22 protein-coding genes are annotated in these 20937 nt (G+C 66.7%); 17 read left to right on the forward strand and 5 right to left on the reverse strand.

Annotation, left to right across the window (positions count from 1 at the left end; translation table 11 throughout):
• Positions 1-29 precede the first annotated feature (29 nt).
• On the forward strand, positions 30-1307 hold the full coding sequence (eno, locus tag PIJ50_RS07690) for a phosphopyruvate hydratase (RefSeq protein ID WP_271974134.1): 1278 nt from the start codon (positions 30-32) through the stop codon (positions 1305-1307).
• 243 nt (positions 1308-1550) lie between these two features.
• Here eno and PIJ50_RS07695 read toward each other — a convergent pair whose 3' ends face one another.
• Positions 1551-2669 (reverse strand): anhydro-N-acetylmuramic acid kinase, encoded by a 1119-nt coding sequence (locus PIJ50_RS07695; RefSeq protein ID WP_271974135.1) that lies wholly within the window; start codon positions 2667-2669, stop codon positions 1551-1553.
• 62 nt (positions 2670-2731) lie between these two features.
• Here PIJ50_RS07695 and tyrS point away from each other — a divergent pair, with 62 nt between their 5' ends.
• The 3 genes from tyrS to PIJ50_RS07710 all read left to right on the forward strand — a co-directional run bounded on the left by tyrS (position 2732) and on the right by PIJ50_RS07710 (position 5925).
• The gene (gene tyrS, locus PIJ50_RS07700; protein ID WP_271974137.1) at positions 2732-3982 is read left to right on the forward strand and encodes a tyrosine--tRNA ligase; all 1251 of its coding nucleotides are present in this window, start codon (positions 2732-2734) and stop codon (positions 3980-3982) included.
• Between the two features lie 74 nt (positions 3983-4056).
• Positions 4057-5049, forward strand: a complete 993-nt coding sequence (locus PIJ50_RS07705; RefSeq protein WP_271974139.1) for a L,D-transpeptidase — start codon at positions 4057-4059, stop codon at positions 5047-5049.
• A gap of 99 nt (positions 5050-5148) precedes the next feature.
• Entirely contained in the window at positions 5149-5925 is a 777-nt protein-coding gene (locus PIJ50_RS07710) for a gamma-glutamyl-gamma-aminobutyrate hydrolase family protein (RefSeq protein WP_271974141.1), read from the forward strand.
• Here PIJ50_RS07710 and PIJ50_RS07715 read toward each other — a convergent pair.
• Entirely contained in the window at positions 5922-7118 is a 1197-nt protein-coding gene (locus PIJ50_RS07715; protein WP_271974142.1) for a pyridoxal-phosphate-dependent aminotransferase family protein, read from the reverse strand. The two genes, PIJ50_RS07710 and PIJ50_RS07715, sit on opposite strands and share 4 nt — an antisense overlap.
• A 217-nt stretch (positions 7119-7335) precedes the next feature.
• Here PIJ50_RS07715 and PIJ50_RS07720 point away from each other — a divergent pair, with 217 nt between their 5' ends.
• The 6 genes from PIJ50_RS07720 to PIJ50_RS07745 all read left to right on the forward strand — a co-directional run bounded on the left by PIJ50_RS07720 (position 7336) and on the right by PIJ50_RS07745 (position 12432).
• Positions 7336-9003, forward strand: coding sequence for an ABC transporter ATP-binding protein (locus PIJ50_RS07720; protein WP_271974194.1), 1668 nt, complete (start codon positions 7336-7338; stop codon positions 9001-9003).
• Positions 9003-9731, forward strand: a complete 729-nt coding sequence (ygfZ, locus tag PIJ50_RS07725; protein WP_271974144.1) for a CAF17-like 4Fe-4S cluster assembly/insertion protein YgfZ — start codon at positions 9003-9005, stop codon at positions 9729-9731. Before PIJ50_RS07720 ends, ygfZ begins: the two co-directional genes overlap by 1 nt.
• Before the next feature lie 197 nt (positions 9732-9928).
• Entirely contained in the window at positions 9929-10660 is a 732-nt protein-coding gene (locus tag PIJ50_RS07730; RefSeq protein ID WP_271974146.1) for an outer membrane protein, read from the forward strand.
• Between the two features lie 117 nt (positions 10661-10777).
• Complete coding sequence (locus PIJ50_RS07735; protein ID WP_271974147.1) at positions 10778-11365, forward strand: Hint domain-containing protein; 588 nt, start codon at positions 10778-10780, stop codon at positions 11363-11365.
• Positions 11366-11436: 71 nt separating this feature from the next.
• Positions 11437-12084, forward strand: a complete 648-nt coding sequence (locus tag PIJ50_RS07740; RefSeq protein ID WP_271974149.1) for a protein-L-isoaspartate O-methyltransferase family protein — start codon at positions 11437-11439, stop codon at positions 12082-12084.
• Positions 12085-12108: 24 nt separating this feature from the next.
• Positions 12109-12432: a hypothetical protein gene (locus tag PIJ50_RS07745; RefSeq protein WP_271974151.1), complete on the forward strand. Its 324-nt coding sequence runs from the start codon at positions 12109-12111 to the stop codon at positions 12430-12432.
• A gap of 51 nt (positions 12433-12483) precedes the next feature.
• Here the strand turns inward: PIJ50_RS07745 and PIJ50_RS07750 are convergent, their stop codons facing one another.
• On the reverse strand, positions 12484-12810 hold the full coding sequence (locus PIJ50_RS07750; protein WP_271974152.1) for a DUF6280 family protein: 327 nt from the start codon (positions 12808-12810) through the stop codon (positions 12484-12486).
• 310 nt (positions 12811-13120) lie between these two features.
• On the opposite strand from PIJ50_RS07750, the gene PIJ50_RS07755 reads away from it, so the two are divergent.
• The 6 genes from PIJ50_RS07755 (at position 13121) to PIJ50_RS07780 (ending at position 18701) form a co-directional block, all read left to right on the forward strand.
• Entirely contained in the window at positions 13121-14305 is a 1185-nt protein-coding gene (locus tag PIJ50_RS07755) for an ABC transporter substrate-binding protein (protein ID WP_271974154.1), read from the forward strand.
• Positions 14306-14395: 90 nt separating this feature from the next.
• Positions 14396-15175 carry an ABC transporter ATP-binding protein gene (locus tag PIJ50_RS07760; protein WP_271974155.1) on the forward strand — a complete coding sequence of 260 codons (780 nt, stop codon included), beginning with the start codon at positions 14396-14398 and terminating at the stop codon, positions 15173-15175.
• On the forward strand, positions 15168-15878 hold the full coding sequence (locus PIJ50_RS07765) for an ABC transporter ATP-binding protein (RefSeq protein WP_271974156.1): 711 nt from the start codon (positions 15168-15170) through the stop codon (positions 15876-15878). The genes PIJ50_RS07760 and PIJ50_RS07765 overlap by 8 nt, the downstream gene beginning before the upstream one ends.
• 1 nt (position 15879) lies before the next feature.
• Complete coding sequence (locus PIJ50_RS07770) at positions 15880-16890, forward strand: branched-chain amino acid ABC transporter permease (protein WP_271974158.1); 1011 nt, start codon at positions 15880-15882, stop codon at positions 16888-16890.
• Positions 16887-18173, forward strand: coding sequence for a branched-chain amino acid ABC transporter permease (locus PIJ50_RS07775; RefSeq protein ID WP_271974160.1), 1287 nt, complete (start codon positions 16887-16889; stop codon positions 18171-18173). Before PIJ50_RS07770 ends, PIJ50_RS07775 begins: the two co-directional genes overlap by 4 nt.
• A gap of 126 nt (positions 18174-18299) precedes the next feature.
• Complete coding sequence (locus PIJ50_RS07780; RefSeq protein ID WP_271974162.1) at positions 18300-18701, forward strand: pore-forming ESAT-6 family protein; 402 nt, start codon at positions 18300-18302, stop codon at positions 18699-18701.
• Between the two features lie 33 nt (positions 18702-18734).
• On the opposite strand, the gene PIJ50_RS07785 is transcribed toward PIJ50_RS07780, so the two are convergent.
• The gene (locus PIJ50_RS07785) at positions 18735-18866 is read right to left on the reverse strand and encodes a hypothetical protein (RefSeq protein WP_271974164.1); all 132 of its coding nucleotides are present in this window, start codon (positions 18864-18866) and stop codon (positions 18735-18737) included.
• Positions 18867-18996: 130 nt separating this feature from the next.
• Between PIJ50_RS07785 and PIJ50_RS07790 the strand changes: the two genes are divergently transcribed.
• Positions 18997-19341: a RidA family protein gene (locus tag PIJ50_RS07790; protein ID WP_271974166.1), complete on the forward strand. Its 345-nt coding sequence runs from the start codon at positions 18997-18999 to the stop codon at positions 19339-19341.
• On the opposite strand, the gene pgi is transcribed toward PIJ50_RS07790, so the two are convergent.
• Complete coding sequence (pgi, locus tag PIJ50_RS07795; protein ID WP_271974167.1) at positions 19342-20931, reverse strand: glucose-6-phosphate isomerase; 1590 nt, start codon at positions 20929-20931, stop codon at positions 19342-19344.
• Positions 20932-20937: the final 6 nt, after the last annotated feature.

The raw sequence follows: 20937 nt of genomic DNA on the forward strand, positions 1-20937 counted from the left end.
CACCGCAGGCGCCAAAGGAGGACTGGCCAATGAGCACCATCATCGACATCCACGCACGGGAAATTCTCGACAGCCGCGGCAACCCTACGGTCGAGGTCGACGTGACGCTGGAAGACGGCTCCATGGGCCGCGCCGCCGTTCCCTCGGGCGCCTCCACCGGCGCGCATGAGGCGGTGGAACGCCGCGACGGCGACGCCGCCCGCTACAAGGGCAAGGGCGTGCTGGAGGCTGTTGCTGCCGTGAACGGCGAGCTGGCCGAGGAACTGGTGGGCTTCGACGCCACCGAGCAGGTCGGCATCGACCGCACCATGATCGAGATGGACGGCACGCCGAACAAGTCGCGCCTGGGCGCGAACGCGATCCTGGGCGTGTCCATGGCCGTGGCCAAAGCCGCGGCCGAATTCACGACGCAGCCGCTGTTCCGCTATATCGGCGGCACCTCGGCCCGCGTCCTGCCGGTTCCGATGATGAACATCATCAACGGCGGCGAACACGCCGACAACCCGATCGACATCCAGGAATTCATGATCATGCCGGTGTCGGCAGAGAACGTGAAGGACGCGATCCGCATGGGGTCGGAGGTGTTCCACACGCTGAAGAAGGAACTGTCGGCGGCCGGCCACAACACCAATGTGGGGGACGAGGGCGGCTTCGCGCCGAACCTGAACTCCAGCCGCGACGCGCTTGATTTCATTTTGAAATCCATCGAAAAGGCCGGCTATCGCCCGGGCGAGGACATCTTCCTCGCGCTAGATTGCGCGTCCACGGAATACTTCCGCGACGGGCGCTACGACATGAAGGGCGAAGGCAAGGTCTTCTCCTCGGCCGAGAACGTCGACTACCTTGCCGCCCTTTGCGCCGACTATCCGATCATCTCGATTGAGGATGGCTGCGCCGAGGACGACTGGGACGGCTGGAAGACGCTGACCGACCGTCTGGGCAACAAGGTCCAGCTGGTGGGCGACGACCTGTTCGTGACCAACCCCAAGCGTCTGGCCGAAGGCATCGCCAAGGGCTGCGCGAACTCCATGCTCGTGAAGGTCAACCAGATCGGCACGCTGACGGAAACGCTTCAGGCCGTGGACATGGCCCACCGCGCGCGCTTCACCAACGTCATGTCCCACCGTTCGGGCGAAACGGAAGACGCGACGATCGCCGACCTCGCCGTGGCCACGAACTGCGGCCAGATCAAGACCGGCTCGCTGTCCCGCTCGGACCGTCTGGCGAAGTACAACCAGCTGATCCGGATCGAGGAGATGCTGGGCGAAGTGGCCGAATATGCCGGCCGCTCCATCCTGAAGGGCTGAAGATCGCCTGCGGCGCGTCGGGAAGCCCCCTTCGCGCCGCGCCTTGCGGCCTTCCGCGGCAGCCGCTCGCGCCGATGGCTTCCGAAGGGGGCTTGAGGTGCGGGCGTCACTCCCCGCCTTTCAACTATCCCGCCAGCTCTCCGATCACCCGGTCAGCCTTACGATTACCGGTCCGCCTTTGGGTTACCCTGTTCCCACCAGCCCCTCGGTTGCCCCGCCGGCCTTCCGATCATCCGGTGAGCCTTATGGTAACCCGTCCGCCTTCGGTTCACCCGCCCCCGCCAGCCTTCCGCCCGCGACTGCCCGCTGCACCCCTGTCGTCATCGGGGCGGAGATGGGCAGCCCTCGCGCCACGCGCACCGCAAGGAACGCGAAGGCCTGCGCCTCCAGCATGTCGCCGTCCAGACCCACCGCCTCCACCGGATGCACGTCCAGGCCGGTGCGCGCCGCCAGCATCTGCATCAGCGTCGCGTTGTGCCGCCCGCCGCCCGTCACCAGGATCCGGCGCACGGGCACCGGAAGATGCGGCAGACCCGCCGCCACCGTGGCCGCGATCAGGGCCGTCAGCGTCGCGCAGGCATCCGCATCGGACAGATGCGTTACCCGGTCCATCACCGCGTGGAAGTCGTTCCGATCTAGGGACTTCGGCGGGAGTCTTGAGATGTAGTCATGGCTTGCGAAGGCCTCCAGAACCGCTTCGTCGACCTGACCCGTCGCCGCCAGTCGCCCTCCGTCATCCTGCACCCAGCCCAACCGTGCTGCGACCAGATCGTTGACGGGGGCATTGGCGGGCCCCGTGTCGAAGGCCAGAAGCGCGCCCTCCTCCTCGGGGGAGGACTTGCGCGGATCCACCCAAGTGATGTTGCCGACGCCGCCCAGGTTCAGAAAGGCGACCGGCTGCGCCTCCCCCGTCCAGTGGGCCGCCGCGAAGTGGAAGAACGGCGCCAGCGGCGCGCCCTGCCCGCCCTGACGCACATCCTCGGACCGGAAGTCCCACGCCACGGGAAGGCCCAGCCGTTTTGCCAGCGCCTCGCCCGATCCGACCTGCAGCGTGCCGCGTCCGCGCGGATCATGGGCCAGCGTCTGGCCATGGAACCCGATCACGTCGGCGCCGCTGAAAGTCGCCAGCAGGTCGGCATGCGCCTCCTCCACCACGCGCGCGGCGGCCTCCACCGCCTCGCCCTCCCACAGCCCCAGGGCGGCGCGCAGCACGGCGCGTTCCGCCGTGGAATAGGGGCGATAGCGGCTGGCCCCGAACTCCAGCACCCGCTCCCCGTCCGTCAGCACCATCGCGGCGTCCACCCCGTCCAGCGACGTGCCCGACATGGTGCCAAGCGCCCAGACCGGCCCTGAATTCAACATGGTCAAACCTCCACCCTCGGGTTATACCGCAGCCCTGCACGATATAACGCATGAGAACAACCATGACCTATCATCCCAAATCGGACTTCCTGAACGTGATGATGGCCCGCGGTTATCTGGCCGATTGCACCGATCTTCAGGGCCTCGACGAGAAACTGCGCGCGGGCACGGTGTCGGCGTATATCGGCTATGACGCGACGGCGGCCTCGCTGCATGTCGGTCACCTTCTGAACATCATGATCCTGCGCTGGCTGCAGAAAACGGGCCACCGTCCGCTGACGCTGATGGGCGGCGGCACGACGAAGCTGGGCGATCCGTCCTTCCGGTCGGAAGAACGCCCGCTGCTGACCGACGCGCAGATCGGGCAGAACATCGACGGCATGAAGCAGGTCTTCGCCTGCTACCTGTCCTATGGCGAGGGGCCGACGGACGCCGTCATGCTCAACAACGCCGAATGGCTGGACAACCTGAACTACCTGACCTTCCTGCGCGAGATCGGGCGTCACTTCTCGGTCAATCGGATGCTGTCCTTTGAATCGGTGAAGACGCGTCTGGACCGCGAACAGTCGCTGTCCTTCCTCGAATTCAACTACATGATCCTTCAGGCCTACGACTTCCTGGAGCTGCACAAGCGCTATGGCTGCGTGCTGCAGATGGGCGGGTCGGACCAGTGGGGCAACATCATCAACGGCGTGGACCTGACGCGGCGGGTGATGGACGGCCAGCTGTTCGGCCTGACCTCGCCCCTTCTGGCCACGTCGGACGGCAAGAAGATGGGCAAGTCGGCGGGCGGCGCGGTCTGGCTGAACGGCGACATGCTGGCGCCCTACGATTTCTGGCAGTTCTGGCGCAACTCGACCGACGCCGACGTGGGCCGCTTCCTGAAGCTCTATACCGAGCTTCCGGTGGAGGAGTGCGAGCGTCTGGGCGCCCTGCAGGGGTCCGAGATCAACGCGGCAAAGGTGCTTCTGGCCAATGAGGTCACGACCCTGCTGCACGGGGCCGAAGCCGCGCAGGCCGCCGAGGCCACCGCCCGTGCCGTCTTCGAACAGGGCGGCGTCGGGGGGGAGCTGGAGGTGACGACCCTGCCCTGCGACACGCTGGGCGACGGGCTGTCGGTCGTGAAGTTCCTTGTGGAAGCGGGCCTCGTGGCGTCGGGTAAGGAGGCCAAGCGGCTGGTGTCCGAAAGCGGTCTGCGCTTCAACAACGAAACGGTGGGTGACGCCAACATGCTGGTCACCTCCGACCTGATCGGGACCGAATTGAAGGTGTCGATCGGGAAGAAAAAGCACCACCTCGTCCGGCTGGGCTGAACCGGGACTTGTGGTCCCGCGCCTTCGCTGCATTAAGTACCGCCAAGAACGACCGCAACGACAGGCACGGGACCATGACACTGAAGGCAATGCTGGCCGCCACGGCCATGATGGCGGCACTGGCAGGGTGCGAGCAGATCGGAAGCTTCAACAAGGAGCCTCCGGCCGCCGCCGCCGTCAGCCAGCCGCAGTTCTTCGAGAACGCCTATGCGGCGCGCAGCGACGGCAAATTTTCGGTTCCCGCGATCCCGGAAGATCAGATCCCGGTGGCCTATCGCCGCCAGATCGTCGACTACCAGACGGCCGAGGCGCCGGGCACCATCATCATCGACCCTGCCCACGCGGTGCTGTACCTCGTGCAGCCCGAGGGCAAGGCCATCCGCTACGGCATCTCGGTCGGGCGGGACGGCTTCGGCTGGTCCGGCACCTCCGTGGTGGCGCGCAAGGCCACCTGGCCCACCTGGACCCCGCCGCCCGAGATGATCGAGCGTCAGCCCAGCCTTGAAAAGTGGCGCAAGGGCCAGCCCGGCGGACCGACGAACCCGCTCGGTTCGCGCGCGCTGTATCTTTACATCAACGGCAAAGATTACGGCTTCCGCATCCACGGCACTCCGGAATGGCGCACGATCGGCAAGCGCGCCTCCTCGGGCTGCTTCCGCATGATCCAGCAGGACGTGATGGACCTGTACGAACGCGTGCCCAACGGGACCAAGGTCGTCGTGCTCACCCCTTCTGGTGAAGTTCCGACGAAGCTGACCCTGCCGCCGCCCTCGCCCGCGCCGAAGCGGTCTGCCCCGAAGCCCGCCGCCAGCGTGACCCCGGCGGCGGTGGAGACGACCACCCTCGACGCGTCGAAAACGCCCGAAACCGCGGATTCGCTGGTGGAGGATACCGCCAAGGCGCTGGACGACGCGCCCGCCGCCGACACGGCGGCCCCGGAGGACGACACTGCGGCCCCCACCGCGCCGGCCACCGAATCCACCGCACCGGCCCCGGCCGCGGATGCGGCACCGGCCACACCGGAAACGCCGACGCCAGCGCCCGTCTACACCACCCCCGTGCGTTAAGGCGGCGCGGGCGCCCGAACTTTGGGCGTCCGGCGAAAACGCGGTCCCTTCCGGGGGGCCGCCATCCCGCCTATGTTGGACGCATTGCGGGAGAAGACCATGCCAACACGTCCAATCATCGGAATCATCGGGAACAACCAGTCGCTGTCCGAAGGCTTCAACGCCCATGTCAGCGCGCATCTGACCTCGGAAGCCGTGGCGCAGGCCGCGGGCTGCATGCCGATCGTCATTCCCTCGGATCCGCGCCTTGTCTCCACCCGTGAGCTGTTGGACCTGTGCGACGGCTTCCTGCTGACCGGCGGCCGCCCCAACGTCCACCCCGAGGAGTATGGCGAGGACGCCACCCCCGCCCACGGCACCTTCGACCGGCAGCGCGACGCCGTCACCCTGCCCCTGATCCGCGCTTGCGTTGAACGCGGCCAGCCCTTCTTCGGCATCTGCCGCGGGTTTCAGGAGGTGAACGTGGCCATGGGCGGCACCCTCTGGCCCGAGATCCGGGAACTGCCCGGCCGCATGAACCACCGCATGCCCCCTGACGGCACGACCGAGGAGAAGTTTGCCCTGCGCCACGCCGTGCGCTTCACCGAAGGCGGGCCCTTCCACCGCCTTCTGGGCAATGTGGAGGTGATGACGAACACCCTGCACGGCCAGGGCATCAAGACCGCGGGCGCCCGCGTGGTCGTTGACGGCCACGCGCCCGACGGCACGCCCGAGGCGATCTTCATCAACGGCGCCCCCGGCTTTACCCTATCGGTGCAATGGCATCCCGAATGGCAGGCGGCCGTGGATCCCGTGTCGCGCCCGCTGTTTTCCGCCTTCGGGGATGCGGCGCGCGCTTGGTCCGACGCGCGCCATGGTGTGCGCAAAAGCGCCTAGGCGCCTTGCGCCACGATCGCGGCCGCCGCCCGCATCGCCCCGGTGCCGTGCGGGATGTCCAAGGCAAGCATCGCCGCCTCGATCACGCCGATGACGCCCAAGGTCATGTGGGCGTTCACGTGGCCCATATGCGCGACCCGCAGGAAGCCGTGATATTCGGGGGTGGAGGGATCGGCCATGCCGAGGCCGATGCCCAGCGTCACGCCCGCCTTTTCCTCGGTCCAGCGGCGGATGGCGGTGGCGTGGGGCGCACCGAAGCGCGCCGCCGTGACGGACCGGCCCCGATGGGCGGGGTCGGCCACGTTCAGGCCGATCTGCGGATTGTCCGCCCCCCACGCGTCGAACGCCGCCCAGACCGCGCGGGCCAGCGTGTCGTGGCGGTGCCAGATGGCGTCCAGCCCTTCCTCCTTCAGCATGTCCAACGCTTCGCGCAAGGCGAACAGATGATGCGTGGGCGCGGTGCCGCCGAAGCGTTCGTGGAACATCCGAGGGTTGGCGCGGCGGGTCCAGTCCCATGTCGGGGTGCGCAGGTCGGAGGATCGCGCAACCTCGGCCGCGCGGTCCGAGAACCACACGAAGCCAAGGCCGGGGGGCACCATCAGCCCTTTCTGGCTGGCCGCGACCAGCACGTCCACGCCCCAGTCGTCCATCCGGAACACGTCGCAGCCCAAGGATGCGATGCTGTCCACCGCCAGAAGGGCCCGCGATCCGGCGGCGTCGATGGCGCGGCGCACGGCGGCCACGTCGTTCAGCACCGTCGTCGCCGTGTCGACATGCGTGACCAGCACGGCCTTCGTGTCGGGATGGGCGCGCAGCGCCCCTTCCACCCGCCCCGGGTCGACGGGCGTGTTGCGACCGAAGTCGATCACCTCAACCTCCACGCCCATGGCGCGCGCCGCCTCGGCCCAGCCCAGCCCGAAATGCCCCGTCACGCAGACCAGCGCCTTCTCCCCGCGCGAGAACATGTTGGCAATCGCCGCTTCCCACGCCGCATGGCCGTTGCCGATGTAGATGGCCACGTTCTGCGAAGTGCCGGCCAGCCATTTCAGATCGGGCACGATCCCGTTCACCATGTCGTGCAGCGCGCCTTCGTAGATGTTGGGCGCGGCGCGGTGCATGGCGGCCAGCACGCGGTCCGGCATGACCGAGGGGCCGGGAATGGCAAGATAATGGCGACCGTTGGCAAGACTCATGCGAACACTCCTGTGGACACGTGATCGCTACGACCGGCGGCACGGCGCGTCAATGGCGCGCCTTGCTTCGCGGGGACGCGCGGGCTAGACCCAAGGCCCGAGACGGAGAGGCACCTTGGCCATCGAGAAGCTGAACGACACGCGCGATCCCCGCTATGCCTCGCACCGCCTGTTCGGGCGGCTGTGGAAGGGCTACCTGCGCCAGCACAAGGGGCTGATGGCGGTCGCGTTCCTGCTGATGATGATCGAGGGGTCGACCCTGGGCGCCCTGTCCTGGATGATCAAGCCGCTGTTCGACAAGGTGTTCACGCCCGAAGGCGCGGGCGCGCTGGTCTGGGTGGGCGTCGGCATATTCGGCCTGTTCGCCGTGCGGGCCACCACCTCGATCCTGTCGAAGGTGGTGATGACGCGCATCTCGCAGAAAAGCTCCACCGCGATGCAGGCGGACCTGTTGCGCCACATGCTGACGCTGGACCAGGACTTCTTCCAGGTGAACAGTCCGGGCCAGCTGATCGAGCGTGTGCAGGGCGACACCTCGGCCGTGCAGGGCGTCTGGTCGTCGGTGATCGCGGGGCTGGGGCGGGACACGATCTCGCTCATCGGGTTGTTCGTGGTGGCGCTGAACATCGACGTGCACTGGACGCTGGCCGCCATGATCGGGGCGCCGCTGCTGATCCTGCCCGCGATCGTGGTGCAGCGCTACATCCGCAAGAAGGTGAACCAGTCGCGGGCGCAGGCCGGGCTGCGCGCTACCCGCCTGGACGAGATCTTCCACGGCATCCAGGCCATCAAGCTGAACCGGATGGAGAACTACCAGCTGGGCCGGTTCCGCGCGATCGTGGGCAAGCTGGTGCGCAACGGCATCAAGACCGCCGCCGGACGGGCCGCCATGCCCGCACTGGTGGACCTGATCACCGGCCTCGGCTTCTTTGCCGTGCTGATGCTGGCCGGGAACGAGATCGTGGCCGGGGAGCGCACGGTGGGCGAGTTCATGTCCTTCTTCACGGCCATGGCGCTGACGTTCCAGCCGATGCGCCGGCTGGGCGACCTGTCGGGGTTCTGGCAGGTGGCCGCGGCCAGCCTGACGCGAATCTTCCGACTGTTCGACCTGCAACCGACGCCCCGCCCCGCGCCCACGGCCGTGCCCAAGGGCACCCCGCCGCAGATCGAACTGCGCGACGTTCATTTCGCCTACACCGACATGCCCGTGCTGAACGGCGCCAGCTTCACCGCGAAGGCCGGGAAGATGACGGCGCTGGTCGGCGCCTCGGGCGCGGGGAAAAGCACGGTGTTCCACCTGCTGACCGGCCTCGCGCAGCCGGTGTCGGGGCAGATCCTGATGGACGGCGTGGACATCTCCCGCTTCTCCCTCGACGATCTGCGGGGGCAGTTCGCCGTCGTGTCGCAGGACAGTGCGCTGTTCGACGAAACCATCCGCGAAAACGTGGTCCTTGGCCGCAAGATCCCGGAGGACAAGCTGCACGCCGCGCTGGACGCCGCCCATGTGACGGAGTTCGTGCGCAACCTGCCCGCGGGCGTTGAAAGCCCCGCCGGCCCGCGCGGGTCGGCCCTATCGGGCGGCCAGCGGCAGCGGGTCGCCATCGCGCGGGCCCTGATCTCGGGCACGCCGGTCCTGCTGATGGACGAGGCGACATCGGCACTGGACGCCCAGTCCGAGGCGGTGGTCGCCAGCGCCTTGGCCCAGCAGAGCCATGGCCGCACGATGCTGGTGATCGCCCACCGCCTGTCCACCATCCGCGAGGCGGACAGCATCGTCGTGATGGACCAAGGCCGCGTGGTCGATCAGGGCACGCATGACGATCTTCTGCGGCGCGGCGGCATCTATGCCGACCTTTACCGCCTTCAGTTCAAGGATCAGACCTGATGCGCACGATCTGGACCGTGACCGGCGTTGACCGGCTGGACTTCCTGCAGAACCTCGTCACCAACAACGTGGCGTCGCTGACGACGGACGGCATCGTCTGGACCGCGATCCTGACGCCGCAGGGTAAATACCTGGCCGACTTCTTCGTGATCCGGCAAGGCGACGCCCTGCTGATCGACATCGACGCGGGCATCGCCGAGGCCACCCTGCGCCGGCTGACCATGTACCGCCTGCGGGCCGACGTGCAGATCGCCCCCTCCGACGTTCAGGTCCGGCGGGGGGTGGAGGACGCCCCGGACGGCGCCTTTCCCGATCCGCGGCATCCCGCGATGGGCTGGCGGTCCTACGGGTCCGAGCCTGACACCTCCACCGTCGACTGGAACGCCCTTCGGGTGGAGCATGTGGTCCCTGAAACCGGGATCGAGCTGACGCCCGACACCTTCATCCTGGAGGCGGGATTCGAGCGCCTGCACGGCGTCGATTTCCGCAAAGGCTGCTATGTCGGGCAGGAGGTGACGGCCCGCATGAAGCACAAGACGGAGCTTCGCAAGGGCCTCCTCGGCGTGCGAATCGAAGGGGAGGCGCCGGTCGGAACTCCCATCCTGTCGGGCGATCGCGTGGCCGGCACCCTGTTTACCCAGTCGGGCGGCCGGGCCATCGCCTCTCTGCGCTTTGACCGGACGGACGATCTTGTGGCCGGCACGGCGAAAATCATCGTCAACCAATGAAATTCTCCTTGGCCTTTGGCCATAGGAATTTACCTCTTCCCCGCCGCCGAGCGTTCGCGTCCAGGTTGATGCAACCGGGCAACAGGTTTGGCGCGTACCGTTAAAACTATAAAAAACGTTCTGGCATCTGCGGCACCCGCGGTAAAGGATACGCAGAGTTTCCGCACTTGACCGTGAACGAGGACATTGGAGCTAAGATGATGATCAGCCGTTATGCAGCCTTGGGCCTCGGGTTTGTCGCCCTGACCGCCACCCCCCTCTTCGCCGGTGGCCCCGTGGTCCCCGCCCCCGAGCCGGTGATCGCCGCACCGGTCGTCATGACGACCTCGCCGATGTTTGCCGGCGGATACGCGGGTGCCGGCCTCGGCTACTCCTTCGGCGGTTCGGACACCGTTGGCGTTCGTCCCTTCTCCGACGACGTGGGCGAGATCGAGCTGAACGGCCCGTCCGCCGAACTGCACGCCGGTTACCGCTGGCAGCAGCCGGGCAGCAACTGGGTCTACGGTCTGGAAGGCCAGGTGGCCGGTGGCGACATCAGCGACGAGACCGAAGGTTCGGCCCTCGGCATCGACTTCGAAACGGAATCGAAGATCAAGTGGACCGCCGAACTGCGCGGCACGCTGGGCTATGCGGTGCGTCCGAACACGCTGCTTTACGGCTTTGCCGGTTACACCGTGGGTCGTTCGGAATACAACATCCGCGCCACCGACGGCGTTGCGACCGAGAACCTGGACCAGGACGAGAACCTTGACGGCTACGTGGCCGGTCTGGGTCTGGAGCGTCTGCTGAACGACCGCTGGTCGCTGCGCGGCGAGTACAAGTACACCAACCTCGGCAAGGAAGACCTGGACTCCGAGAACGACATCTACACGACGTCGGACACCCCGGAATACCACACGATCAACGTGGGCTTCAACTACCGCTTCTGATCGGCGCCTTGCGCGGAAATCCGACGGCCCCGCATCTGCGGGGCCGTTTTTTCATGCGGGATGTTTACAAACGGCCGGACCTGTCCCAGTGTCCGTGGCCTGATGGCCCGGACGTCCATGACACGAACACCGATCGACCTGCCCCCCTTGCCCGCCTGCATCAGCCGCGGAACGCTGATCGACACCTATCACGGCCCCCTTCCGGTCGAGGATCTGGTGGTCGACGATCAGGTCATGACCCGCGACGAGGGGTTTCGCCCCGTGCGCTGGATCGGCTGCTTCCGGGCGGAGGCGCGGGGCCGCCTGTCCCCCGTCCGCATCGCCCCCGGCGCCCTTGGCAACAACCGCAGCCTGATCGTGTCCCAGCACCAGCTGCTGCTGCTGAACGACTGGCGGGCGGAACTTCTGTTCGGAGAGCGCGAGGTCTTGGCCCCCGCCCGCGCCCTTGTGAACGAAGACACGATCTGGATTCAGGAGGGCGGCATCATCGACTACTACGCCATCCTGATGGATCGCCACCAGATCCTCTATGTGGAGGAGTCCTTTGCCGGCAGCCTCCAACCCTCCAGCCCGGGATGCGAGGTCATGGGCCCGGAACTGGTCCCGCAGATGCGGATCGCGGCGCAGAACACGGGCAGCGACCGCGCGGCCCGGCTGGTCCTGAAACCGTTCGAGGTGCGGGCCATGCGAAATTACATCGAATGATCCCCGCCCGTTGCCGCGCCGGGCGGAGTGTGCCAGAACAAACGGACGTGCAACCGATCGAAGTGTAGTTCATGCCCGATTTCGCCGCCCGCCGGACCGTGATGGTCGATTCCCAGATCCGTCCCTCGGACGTGACGAAATACTCGATCATCGACGCCATGCTGAACGTTCCCCGCGAACGCTTCGTGCCGGACGGGCTGCAAGAGGTCGCGTATCTGGGTGAGAACATCCCCCTGTCGCGCGGCCGCGTGCTTCTGGACCCGCGCTGCTTTGCGAAGCTTCTGGACGCGCTGGACATCCAGCCGAACGAGGTGGCGCTGGATGTGGGTGCGGGTCTTGGCTATTCGACGGCCGTCATCGCGCGGCTGGCCGAAGCCGTGATCGCGGTGGAGGACGATCTTGCCCCCGAGGCGGAACGCCGCCTGTCGGAACTGGGCGTGGACAACGCCGTTGTGGTGTCGGGCGCCCCGGCCGAAGGCGCGCGTCGCCACGGGCCCTATGACGTGATCCTGGTGGAAGGCGGCGTCGAGCAGGTGCCCACGACCCTGACGGACCAGTTGAAGGACGGCGGCCGGATCGGCGCGCTGTTCATGGAAGGCAATCTGGGCGTGGCCCGCATTGGCTATCGCGCGGAAGGGGTGATCAGCTGGCGTCCCATCTTCAACGCCTCCGCCCCCGTGATGCCGGGCTTCACCACGGTTCGTCAGTTCGCCCTCTGACACCCGCAGCATACGGAGGTTTCGATGACGGATCGTCCGGTGCAACCGCAGACCGACGATGTGCTCCGTTCCATCCGCAGGTTAACGGCGGGTGCGCCGGTCGAAGGCGCTTCTCTGCCCCCACTGCTTCTGACGCCGGAGCTGAGGGTTCATCCCGACCGCACACCTGCCGTGGCCGATGTCCACGACCGCCTCGCCCCCATCGACGAGGAGGTTCTGCACGACCTTGTTCGTGAGCTGCTGAGCGAGGAGTTGCAGGGCCCCTTCGGCGAGAAGATCACCCGCAACATCCGCATGATGGTTCGCGCCGAAATCGGACGCGCGCTGGCGGAGCGGGATCTGAAATGACAACGCCCCGGCCATGGGCCGGGGCGTTTGTCGAAGGGACGTCGAAAGGGATCAGGCGGCTTCGGCCTGATCCAGTTCCAGTGCGTGACGACGCTCGCTCTCCTCGCGCGACAGCGCGACAGAGGTGCGGATGCCCTTGGCAACGAATTCCATCAACCCCTTGACCACCCGCTCGTTCGGGTCGATCCCGGCGCAGGACAGCACTTCGCGTCCGTCGCGCGACCGCGCCCAACGGGCGATCTGGTCGGGGCCGTTGCCATATTTCTTGTCATCCGCGATGGCATCGTCCAGTGCGGCCAGAACGACCGCAGCAAACAGCTTGCGCGCACGTTGCCCTTGTTCGAAGTTGAAGGCAGTGCTGTCAACGAAATCGGCCATCGGTTTTCCTGTTCTTGCTCTTGCGTCTCTGGCGTTCGGTGGGGATACGCGTATTGATCCCGGGAGAGCACTACGGATTTGGAACCCCCGTCATGCATTTTGTGCATGACAACCCGTGTGCACCACATATCTGGGCCAAAACGCTCACATCACAAGGGCCGGATATAACCTGTTGACGATTTCGATCAAGAACCAACCGGCGCGAAATTTCATTTATCGTTTACAATTGGCAACCACGCGTGCCCTGCGGAGGCGCTTTTCTTTTCATCCCCTGCCCCTTACGCTGCGCCGAACCTATGGGGAGAACCAGATGAAACGTATCCTTCTTGCCACCGCCGCCACCGCCCTTGTCGCCACCGCCGCCGGGGCCGAGGACGTGAAGGTCGGCGTGATCTTCGGCTTCACCGGCCCGCTGGAATCGATCACGCCCGGCATGGCCGCGGGGGCCGAACTTGCGCTGAAGGAAGCCAGCGAGTCGGGGGCCTTCCTTGACGGCTCCACCCTGACCCCGGTGCGCGCGGATTCGACCTGCGTCGACGCCACCGCGGCCACGGCCGCCGCCGAACGTCTGGTCACGGCCGAAGGCGTGAAGGCGATCGTGGGCGGCGACTGCTCGGGCGTGACGGGGGCGATCCTGCAGAACGTGTCGCGTCCCAATGGCATCGTGCAAATCTCTCCCTCCGCCACCTCCCCCGGCCTCAGCCAGGTGGAGGATGACGGGCTGTTCTTCCGCGTGGCCCCGTCCGACGCGCGTCAGGGCCAAGTGATGGCCGACATCATCAGCGAACGCGGCATCAAGTCCGCCGCCGTCACCTACACCAACAACGACTATGGCAACGGCCTGGCCAACAGCTTTGCCGAGGCATTCAAGGCCAAAGGCGGCGAGATCACGATTCAAGCAGCGCATGACGACGGCAAGGCCGACTACTCGGCCGAGATCGGGGCCCTGTCCTCGGCCGGAGGCGAGATCCTGGTGGTCGCGGGCTATGTCGATCAGGGCGGCCGCGGCATCGTGCAGGGCGCGCTGGACACCGGCGCTTTCGACACCTTCTACTTCCCCGACGGGATGTACGGCCAGTCGCTGCTGGACACGTTCGGCTCCGACCTCGACGGCTCGTTCGGCGATCTGCCCTCGGCCGATGGCGAGGATGCGGAGCTGTTCCAGAACCTCGCCAAGGAGGCGGGATTCGACGGCACGTCCACCTATACCGGCGAAAGCTACGACTCCGCCGCGCTGATCCTGCTGGCGATGCAGGCCGCGAAGTCCAGCGATCCGGCCACCTACAAGACCCACGTCTTCGACATCGCCAACGCCCCCGGCGAGAAGATCCGCCCGGGCGAGCTGGACAAGGCGTTGAAATTGCTGTCCGAAGGTCAGGACATCGACTATGTCGGTGCCACCAACGTGGAACTGCTGGAGCCGGGCGAAAGTCGCGGCACCTTCCGCGAATACGACATCAAGGATGACGCATTCGAGACTGTCGGTTTCCGCTGAGATCGTCTAAGAGCGTCTGAAAATGGCCCGGCACCCTGCCGGGCCATATCCATTCATGCCCGGCCCCGGCCGTGGCCTTCGGGGGAAGACATGCTGACCGTCGAAAACCTTCACAGGCATTTCGGCTCGTTCCGCGCGGTCAACGGCGCGTCGCTGGAGATCGAGAAGGGATCGATCACCGGGCTGATCGGCCCGAACGGGGCCGGAAAGTCCACGCTGTTCAACGTGATCGCCGGGCGGCTTGCACCCACCTCGGGCCGTGTCCTCATGGACGGGCGCGACATCACGGGCCTGCCCCCGCACGAACTGTTCCACCGCGGCCTGCTGCGCACCTTCCAGATCGCACATGAATTCGGATCGATGACGGTGCGCGAGAACCTGATGATGGTGCCCGCACGCCAAGCCGGGGAAACGCTGGTCAACACCTGGTTCCACCGCGGCGCCATCCGCGCCGAGGAGCGGGCCCTGCGCGAAAAGGCCGACGAGGTTCTGGACTTCCTGACCATCAGCCACATCGCGGATGAAAAGGCCGCCAACATCTCGGGCGGGCAGAAGAAGCTGGTGGAGCTGGGCCGCACCATGATGGTCGATGCCCGCATCGTCTTTCTGGACGAGGTGGGCGCGGGCGTGAACCGCACCCTCCTGAACACCATCGGCGACGCGATCGTGCGGCTGAACCGTGAACGCGGCTACACCTTCTGCGTGATCGAGCATGACATGGATTTCATCGGCCGCCTGTGCGACCCGGTGATCGTGATGGCCGCGGGCGAGGTTCTGGCCAAAGGCTCCGCCGCCGACATCATGAAGAACGAGGCGGTGATCGAGGCCTATCTTGGCACCGGCCTGAAGAACAAGGTGGCGCATGGCTGACCCCTTCCTGATTGGCGAAAGCATGACCGGCGGCTACGGCGCCGCCAACATCCTGCACGGCTGCACCATCGCCGTGGAAAAGGGTGAAATCGCGGTCATCGTCGGCCCCAACGGCGCGGGCAAGTCTACGGCCATGAAGGCCGTCTTCGGCATGCTGCGCCTGCGCGGCGGCCACATCCGGCTGGAGGGGGAAGACATCACCGCCCTGTCCCCCCAAGGTCGCGTGGCCAAGGGCATGGCCTTCGTGCCGCAGACCCACAACATCTTCGGATCCATGTCCGTGCAGGAGAACCTGGAGATGGGAGCCTTCCTGCGCCGCGACGACATCCGCCCCACGATGGAGATGGTCTACGACCTGTTCCCCATCCTGCGCGACAAGCGCAACCAGCCGGCGGGCGAACTGTCGGGCGGCCAGCGCCAGCAGGTGGCCGTCGGCCGCGCGCTGATGACCCGGCCGAAGGTGCTGATGCTGGACGAACCCACGGCGGGCGTGTCCCCCATCGTAATGGACGAACTCTTCGACCGCATCATCGAGATCGCGCGCACCGGCATCTCCATCCTGATGGTCGAACAGAACGCCCGGCAGGCGCTGATGATCGCCCACAAGGGCTACGTCCTCGTGCAAGGCGCAAATCGTTTCACCGGCACGGGGGCCGAGCTGATGGCCGATCCCGAGGTGCGCCGGACCTTCCTCGGGGGCTGACATGGACCTTCTGAACGCCCTCGTGGCCTTTGCCAACTTCGTCTTCGTCCCCGCCGTCGCCTATGGCGCGCAACTGGCGCTTGGCGCGCTTGGCGTGACGCTGATCTACGGGATCCTGCGCTTTTCCAACTTCGCCCATGGCGACACGATGGCCTTCGGGACCATGTGCACCATCCTCGTGACCTGGGGGCTGCAAAGCTGGGGCATCGGGCTTGGGCCGCTGCCCACGGCCCTTCTGGCCCTGCCCGTCGGGATCGCGGTGACGGGGCTGTTCCTGGTCGCGACGGACCGCACCGTGTACCGCTTCTACCGCCGGACGCGGGCGGCGCCGGTCATCCTGACCATGGTGTCGCTGGGCGTGATGTTCGTGATGAACGGACTGGTCCGCTTCATCATCGGCGTGGACAGCATCGACTTCGCCGACGGGGCCCGCTTCGTGGTCAACGCCCGCGACTTCCGTGACGCGACGGGTCTGGACGAGGGGCTGGCCATCCGGTCCACGCAGGCGATCACCATCGTGGTCGCGGCCATCGCGATGGCCCTTCTGTTCTGGTTCCTAAACCGCACCCGCACGGGCAAGTCCATGCGCGCCTTTTCCGACAACGAGGATCTGGCCCTCTTGTCGGGCATCAACCCCGAACGCGTCGTGACAGTGACCTGGCTGATCGTGGCCGCGCTCGCGACGACGGCGGGCGTTCTCTACGGGCTCGACAAGAGCTTCATGCCCTTCACCTACTTCCAGCTTCTGCTGCCCATCTTCGCGGCGGCCGTGGTCGGCGGCCTTGGCAGCCCCCTGGGCGCCGTGGCGGGCGGCTTCGTCATCGCTTTTTCCGAAGTTGGGGTGACCTATGCCTGGAAGAAGGTCGCGGGCTACGCCCTGCCCGAAGGGCTTCAGCCCGACGGCCTCGCCCAGCTTCTGTCCACGGACTACAAGTTCGCGGTCAGCTTCGCCATTCTTGTGCTTGTGCTTCTGTTCCGGCCCACGGGCCTGTTCCGGGGGAAATCGGTATGACGCGTCCTGTTCTTCTGTTCGCCCTCGTGACGGGGCTGTTCGTCCTGACGGGGATCACGCAAAGCTGGTCGGTCGCGCTGACCATCCTGAACATGGGCGTCGTGTCGGCCATCATGGCCTTGGGCGTGAACATGCAGTGGGGATACGCGGGCCTCTTCAACATCGGGGTGATGGGCTTTGCGGCACTGGGCGGCCTTGCCGTCGTGCTGACCGCCACCGCCCCGGTGGACGGCGCCATGGCCGCCGGCGGCTGGCGCATACTTGGCGCGCTGGCCGTGGGCATCGCGGCGCTGATCGCTGCCGTGCAGGCGTGGCGGCGGATGCGGCGCGGGCGCGGGCTGGTGGTGACGGTCATCGTCATCGCGGGCTTCCTCCTTTTCCGCCACATCTTCGACGCCGGCGTCGCGGGGGTGGAGGCGATCAATCCCACCGTGCAGGGCAACCTCGGCGGTCTGGGGCTTCCCGTCTGGATGGCGTGGCCGGTGGGCGGGCTTCTGGCCGCGATCGCCGCCTGGGGCATCGGCAAGACGGCCCTTGGCCTGCGGTCGGACTACCTCGCCATCGCGACGCTCGGCATCGCCGAAATCGTGCTCGCCGTCCTGCGGAACGAGGAGTGGCTGGACCGCGGCGTGAAGAACGTCATCGGCCTGCCCCGCCCCGTCCCCTACGAGGTGGACCTGCAGCAAAGCGCGGGCTTCGTGTCCTGGGCGCAGGAGTATGGCTTCGATCCGGTCACCGCATCGTCGATCGTGGTGAAGCTGTGCTATCTGGGGCTGTTCGCCCTGGTGCTGGCGATCGTGATGCTGCTGGCCGAACTGGCGCTGAAATCGCCCTGGGGCCGCATGATGCGCGCCATCCGCGACAACGAGGTGGCGGCCGGCGCCATGGGCAAGAACGTCAAGGCGCGGCACCTGCAGATTTTCATCATCGGTTCGGCCGTGATCGGGATTGCGGGCGCGATGATGACCACGCTGGACAGCCAGCTGACCCCGGCCAGCTACCAGCCCCTGCGCTACACCTTTCTTGTGTGGGTGATGGTGATCGTGGGCGGGTCGGGCAACAACTGGGGCGCGATGCTCGGCGGCTTCCTGATCTGGTGGCTGTGGGTCATGGTCGAACCCATCGGCCAGGGCGTCCTGTCCGCGTTGACCGCCCCGATGGCCGACGGCTGGCTGAAGGCGCATCTTCAGGACGGCGCGGCCCACATGCGGCTGCTGACCATGGGCGTGATCCTGCTTCTGGTGCTGCGGTTCAGCCCGCGCGGCCTGATCCCGGAACGGTAAGGCGAAATCCCGCCCCGATCCGGCGTTCCGCCCTGCAAGATGCCGCCGAACCCCGGCGGCATCGCTTTACGGCCCGTCCCAGACTGTTAGCCTGCCCGCCATGACAGCACAGAACGGAGCAGTCTCTTGACCCCACGCAACCTTCTCGCCGCCCTTGTGGCCACTCCTCTTCTGGCCGGCGCGGCACTGGCGCAGGACGCCCCCGCCGCCCCGCAGATGAGCATGGAAGACGCCTATGCCGCCGCGCAGAACCAACTGGGCGTGCTGGAATACTGCCAGACGAAGGCCACGGTCGGGAACGAGGTCATTGCGACGCAGACCCGCCTGATGGGCATGATCCCCCCGCCTTCGGACACGACCGAGGCGATCGACGCCTACCAGAAGGGCAAGACGGGCACCGTGTCGTCCATGGGGCAGGAAGTGGCGCTGGCGGATGTGGCGCAGCAACGCTCCACCAGCGAGGAAAGCCTGTGCCAGCAGATGGCGCAGCTTGTGACGCAGGCCGGAGAGCAGATCCCGCCGGGCTGATCGAACGCGCCCCGGGCCGGTGCGGCCCGGGGCCTATTCCCCGTCGTTCCGGGTGCGGATGGCGCGCACGATGACGAAGACGGCCAGCACCGCCGCACCAAGGCAGATGAGGCCGGCGGCCCAGAAGCCGTAGAAGAAGATGTAGCCCATCGTCGTGTCGGACATCGCTGCCTCCCTTGTCTGGGGCCCTGTCTACGGCGAACGGGCGGCCGGAACAATGGGACGGCCTGCCGCAAGGCTTGCCCTTCGGCCCACCTCCGCCCAAACTGTGGTCCTTATGAAACGGAGAGGGCTGATGACCGAAATCAAACGCATCGATTGCGGCACGAGGATGAGCGAGGCCGTGATCTTCAACGGCGTGGCGTGGCTGGCGGGCCAGGTGGGCAACGGCGCCACCGTGGCCGAACAGACCGAGGATGCGCTGGCCGAGGTGGACGCCCTGCTGACCCGCATCGGCAGCGACCGCAGCCGCATCCTGTCGGCCCAGATCTGGCTGGCCGACATCGCCGAGTTCGAGGAGATGAACGCCGTCCGGGACGCCTGGGTCGTGCCCGGTCACGCCCCGGCCCGCGCGACCGGCGAAGCCAGGCTCGCCAGTGCGCAGTACCGGGTGGAGATCATCGTGAACGCCGCAGTCTGATCACCGCAGGTAATCGACCAGCTGGCGGGTGGAGCCGTCCTTGCCTTCGGCGGAGGCGCCTTCAAGGATCGGCTGCAACGCCAGCGCCAGTTCCTTCCCAAGCTCCACCCCCCACTGATCGTAGGAGTTGATGCCGAGGATCACGCCCTCCACGAACACACGGTGTTCGTAAAGCGCCACGATCTGGCCCAGCACGAAGGGCGTCAGCTTGGGATAGCACAGCGTGGTGGACGGGCGGTTGCCGGGGAAGACGCGGTGGCGGGCCTGACGGTCCAGTTCCGCCCCCTCCATGCCCTTCTTGCGCTGGATCTCCGTCGCCTGCTCCAGCGACCGGCCGCGCAGCAGCGCCTCGGACTGGGCCAGGCAGTTGGCGACCAGAAGGCGGTGCTGGTGGGCCAGATCCGGCTCATGCCCCTCACGCCCCACAAGGAATTCACAGGGGATGACGCGGGTGCCCTGATGGATCAGCTGATAGAAGGCGTGCTGGCCGTTCGTCCCCGGCTCCCCCCAGACGACGGGGCCGGAATGAATGGCAAGGTCCGCGCCGTTCATCGACACGCGCTTGCCGTTCGATTCCATCTCAAGCTGCTGAAGATAGGCGGGAAGGCGCGCCAGACGCTGTTCATAGGGCAGCACGGCGCGGGTGGCGTAATCGCAGATCTGGTTGTGCCAGATCCCGACCAGCGCCAGCAGGACGGGCAGGTTTTCCGACAGGTCGGCCTCACGGAAATGCGCGTCCATGGCGGCGCCGCCGGCCAGGAACTGGTCGAACTCCTCCGGCCCGATGGCGAGCATCAGGGCAAGGCCGATCGGGCCCCACATCGAATAGCGGCCGCCGACCCAATCCTCGAACCCGAAGACGCGGGACGGATCGATGCCGAAGGCAGCCGTCTTGTCCGCCGCGGTGGACACGGCGACGAACTGCGTCGCGGGTTCTGCGACCGCCTTCGCCATCCACGCCTTCGCGGTTTCGGCGTTGGTCATCGTCTCGATCGTGGTGAAGGTCTTGGAGGCGACGATCACCAGCGTGGTCGCCGGATCCAGCCCCTTCAGCACGTCCGCGATATGCGCCCCGTCCACGTTCGACACGAAATGCGTGCGCAGATCCTCGGCATAGGGGGACAGGGCGATGGCGGCCATGGCCGGGCCAAGGTCCGACCCGCCGATGCCGATGTTCACCACATCCGTGATGCGCCCGCCCTGGCCCGCGAAGGCGCCGCTGCGCACGTCGCGCGCGAAGGCCTGCATCCGGGCGTGGGTTTCGCGCAGCGCCACCGTCACGTCCGTCCCATCCACGAGGACGGGGTCGTTCATGTTGCGCAGCGCGGTGTGCAGAACGGCGCGATGCTCCGTCTCGTTGATGCGGGCGCCGCGGAACATTGCTTCGCGCTTGGTGGCCAGATCCGCACCCTGGGCCAGGCCCAGAAGCAGGTCCAGCCCGGTGTCGCAGATGTTGGTCTTGGAAAAGTCGAACAGCAGATCGTCGACGCGGGCCGAAAAGGCCCCGGCGCGGGCGTCGTCGAAAAGGGTCAGGATGGGACGGTCCGCGACCATCCGGTGATGGTCGCGCAGGGCCTGCCAGGTGTTCATGAAAGT

Source organism: Falsirhodobacter sp. 20TX0035 (assembly GCF_028307215.1).
Lineage (GTDB): Bacteria > Pseudomonadota > Alphaproteobacteria > Rhodobacterales > Rhodobacteraceae > Falsirhodobacter.

Excerpts from the sequence above, each read along its gene's own strand:
- PIJ50_RS07775 (WP_271974160.1), top strand. The coding sequence starts at position 16,887 with ATGACGCGTCCTGTTCTTCTGTTCGCCCTCGTGACGGGGCTGTTCGTC.
- PIJ50_RS07750 (WP_271974152.1), bottom strand. The coding sequence starts at position 12,810 with ATGGCCGATTTCGTTGACAGCACTGCCTTCAACTTCGAACAAGGGCAA.
- PIJ50_RS07730 (WP_271974146.1), top strand. The coding sequence starts at position 9,929 with ATGATGATCAGCCGTTATGCAGCCTTGGGCCTCGGGTTTGTCGCCCTG.
- PIJ50_RS07710 (WP_271974141.1), top strand. The coding sequence starts at position 5,149 with ATGCCAACACGTCCAATCATCGGAATCATCGGGAACAACCAGTCGCTG.
- PIJ50_RS07705 (WP_271974139.1), top strand. The coding sequence starts at position 4,057 with ATGACACTGAAGGCAATGCTGGCCGCCACGGCCATGATGGCGGCACTG.
- PIJ50_RS07760 (WP_271974155.1), top strand. The coding sequence starts at position 14,396 with ATGCTGACCGTCGAAAACCTTCACAGGCATTTCGGCTCGTTCCGCGCG.
- PIJ50_RS07715 (WP_271974142.1), bottom strand. The coding sequence starts at position 7,118 with ATGAGTCTTGCCAACGGTCGCCATTATCTTGCCATTCCCGGCCCCTCG.
- PIJ50_RS07695 (WP_271974135.1), bottom strand. The coding sequence starts at position 2,669 with ATGTTGAATTCAGGGCCGGTCTGGGCGCTTGGCACCATGTCGGGCACG.
- PIJ50_RS07745 (WP_271974151.1), top strand. The coding sequence starts at position 12,109 with ATGACGGATCGTCCGGTGCAACCGCAGACCGACGATGTGCTCCGTTCC.
- PIJ50_RS07765 (WP_271974156.1), top strand. The coding sequence starts at position 15,168 with ATGGCTGACCCCTTCCTGATTGGCGAAAGCATGACCGGCGGCTACGGC.
- PIJ50_RS07755 (WP_271974154.1), top strand. The coding sequence starts at position 13,121 with ATGAAACGTATCCTTCTTGCCACCGCCGCCACCGCCCTTGTCGCCACC.
- tyrS (WP_271974137.1), top strand. The coding sequence starts at position 2,732 with ATGACCTATCATCCCAAATCGGACTTCCTGAACGTGATGATGGCCCGC.
- ygfZ (WP_271974144.1), top strand. The coding sequence starts at position 9,003 with ATGCGCACGATCTGGACCGTGACCGGCGTTGACCGGCTGGACTTCCTG.
- PIJ50_RS07735 (WP_271974147.1), top strand. The coding sequence starts at position 10,778 with ATGACACGAACACCGATCGACCTGCCCCCCTTGCCCGCCTGCATCAGC.
- eno (WP_271974134.1), top strand. The coding sequence starts at position 30 with ATGAGCACCATCATCGACATCCACGCACGGGAAATTCTCGACAGCCGC.
- PIJ50_RS07770 (WP_271974158.1), top strand. The coding sequence starts at position 15,880 with ATGGACCTTCTGAACGCCCTCGTGGCCTTTGCCAACTTCGTCTTCGTC.
- PIJ50_RS07785 (WP_271974164.1), bottom strand. The coding sequence starts at position 18,866 with ATGTCCGACACGACGATGGGCTACATCTTCTTCTACGGCTTCTGGGCC.
- PIJ50_RS07740 (WP_271974149.1), top strand. The coding sequence starts at position 11,437 with ATGCCCGATTTCGCCGCCCGCCGGACCGTGATGGTCGATTCCCAGATC.
- PIJ50_RS07720 (WP_271974194.1), top strand. The coding sequence starts at position 7,336 with ATGGCGGTCGCGTTCCTGCTGATGATGATCGAGGGGTCGACCCTGGGC.
- pgi (WP_271974167.1), bottom strand. The coding sequence starts at position 20,931 with ATGAACACCTGGCAGGCCCTGCGCGACCATCACCGGATGGTCGCGGAC.
- PIJ50_RS07790 (WP_271974166.1), top strand. The coding sequence starts at position 18,997 with ATGACCGAAATCAAACGCATCGATTGCGGCACGAGGATGAGCGAGGCC.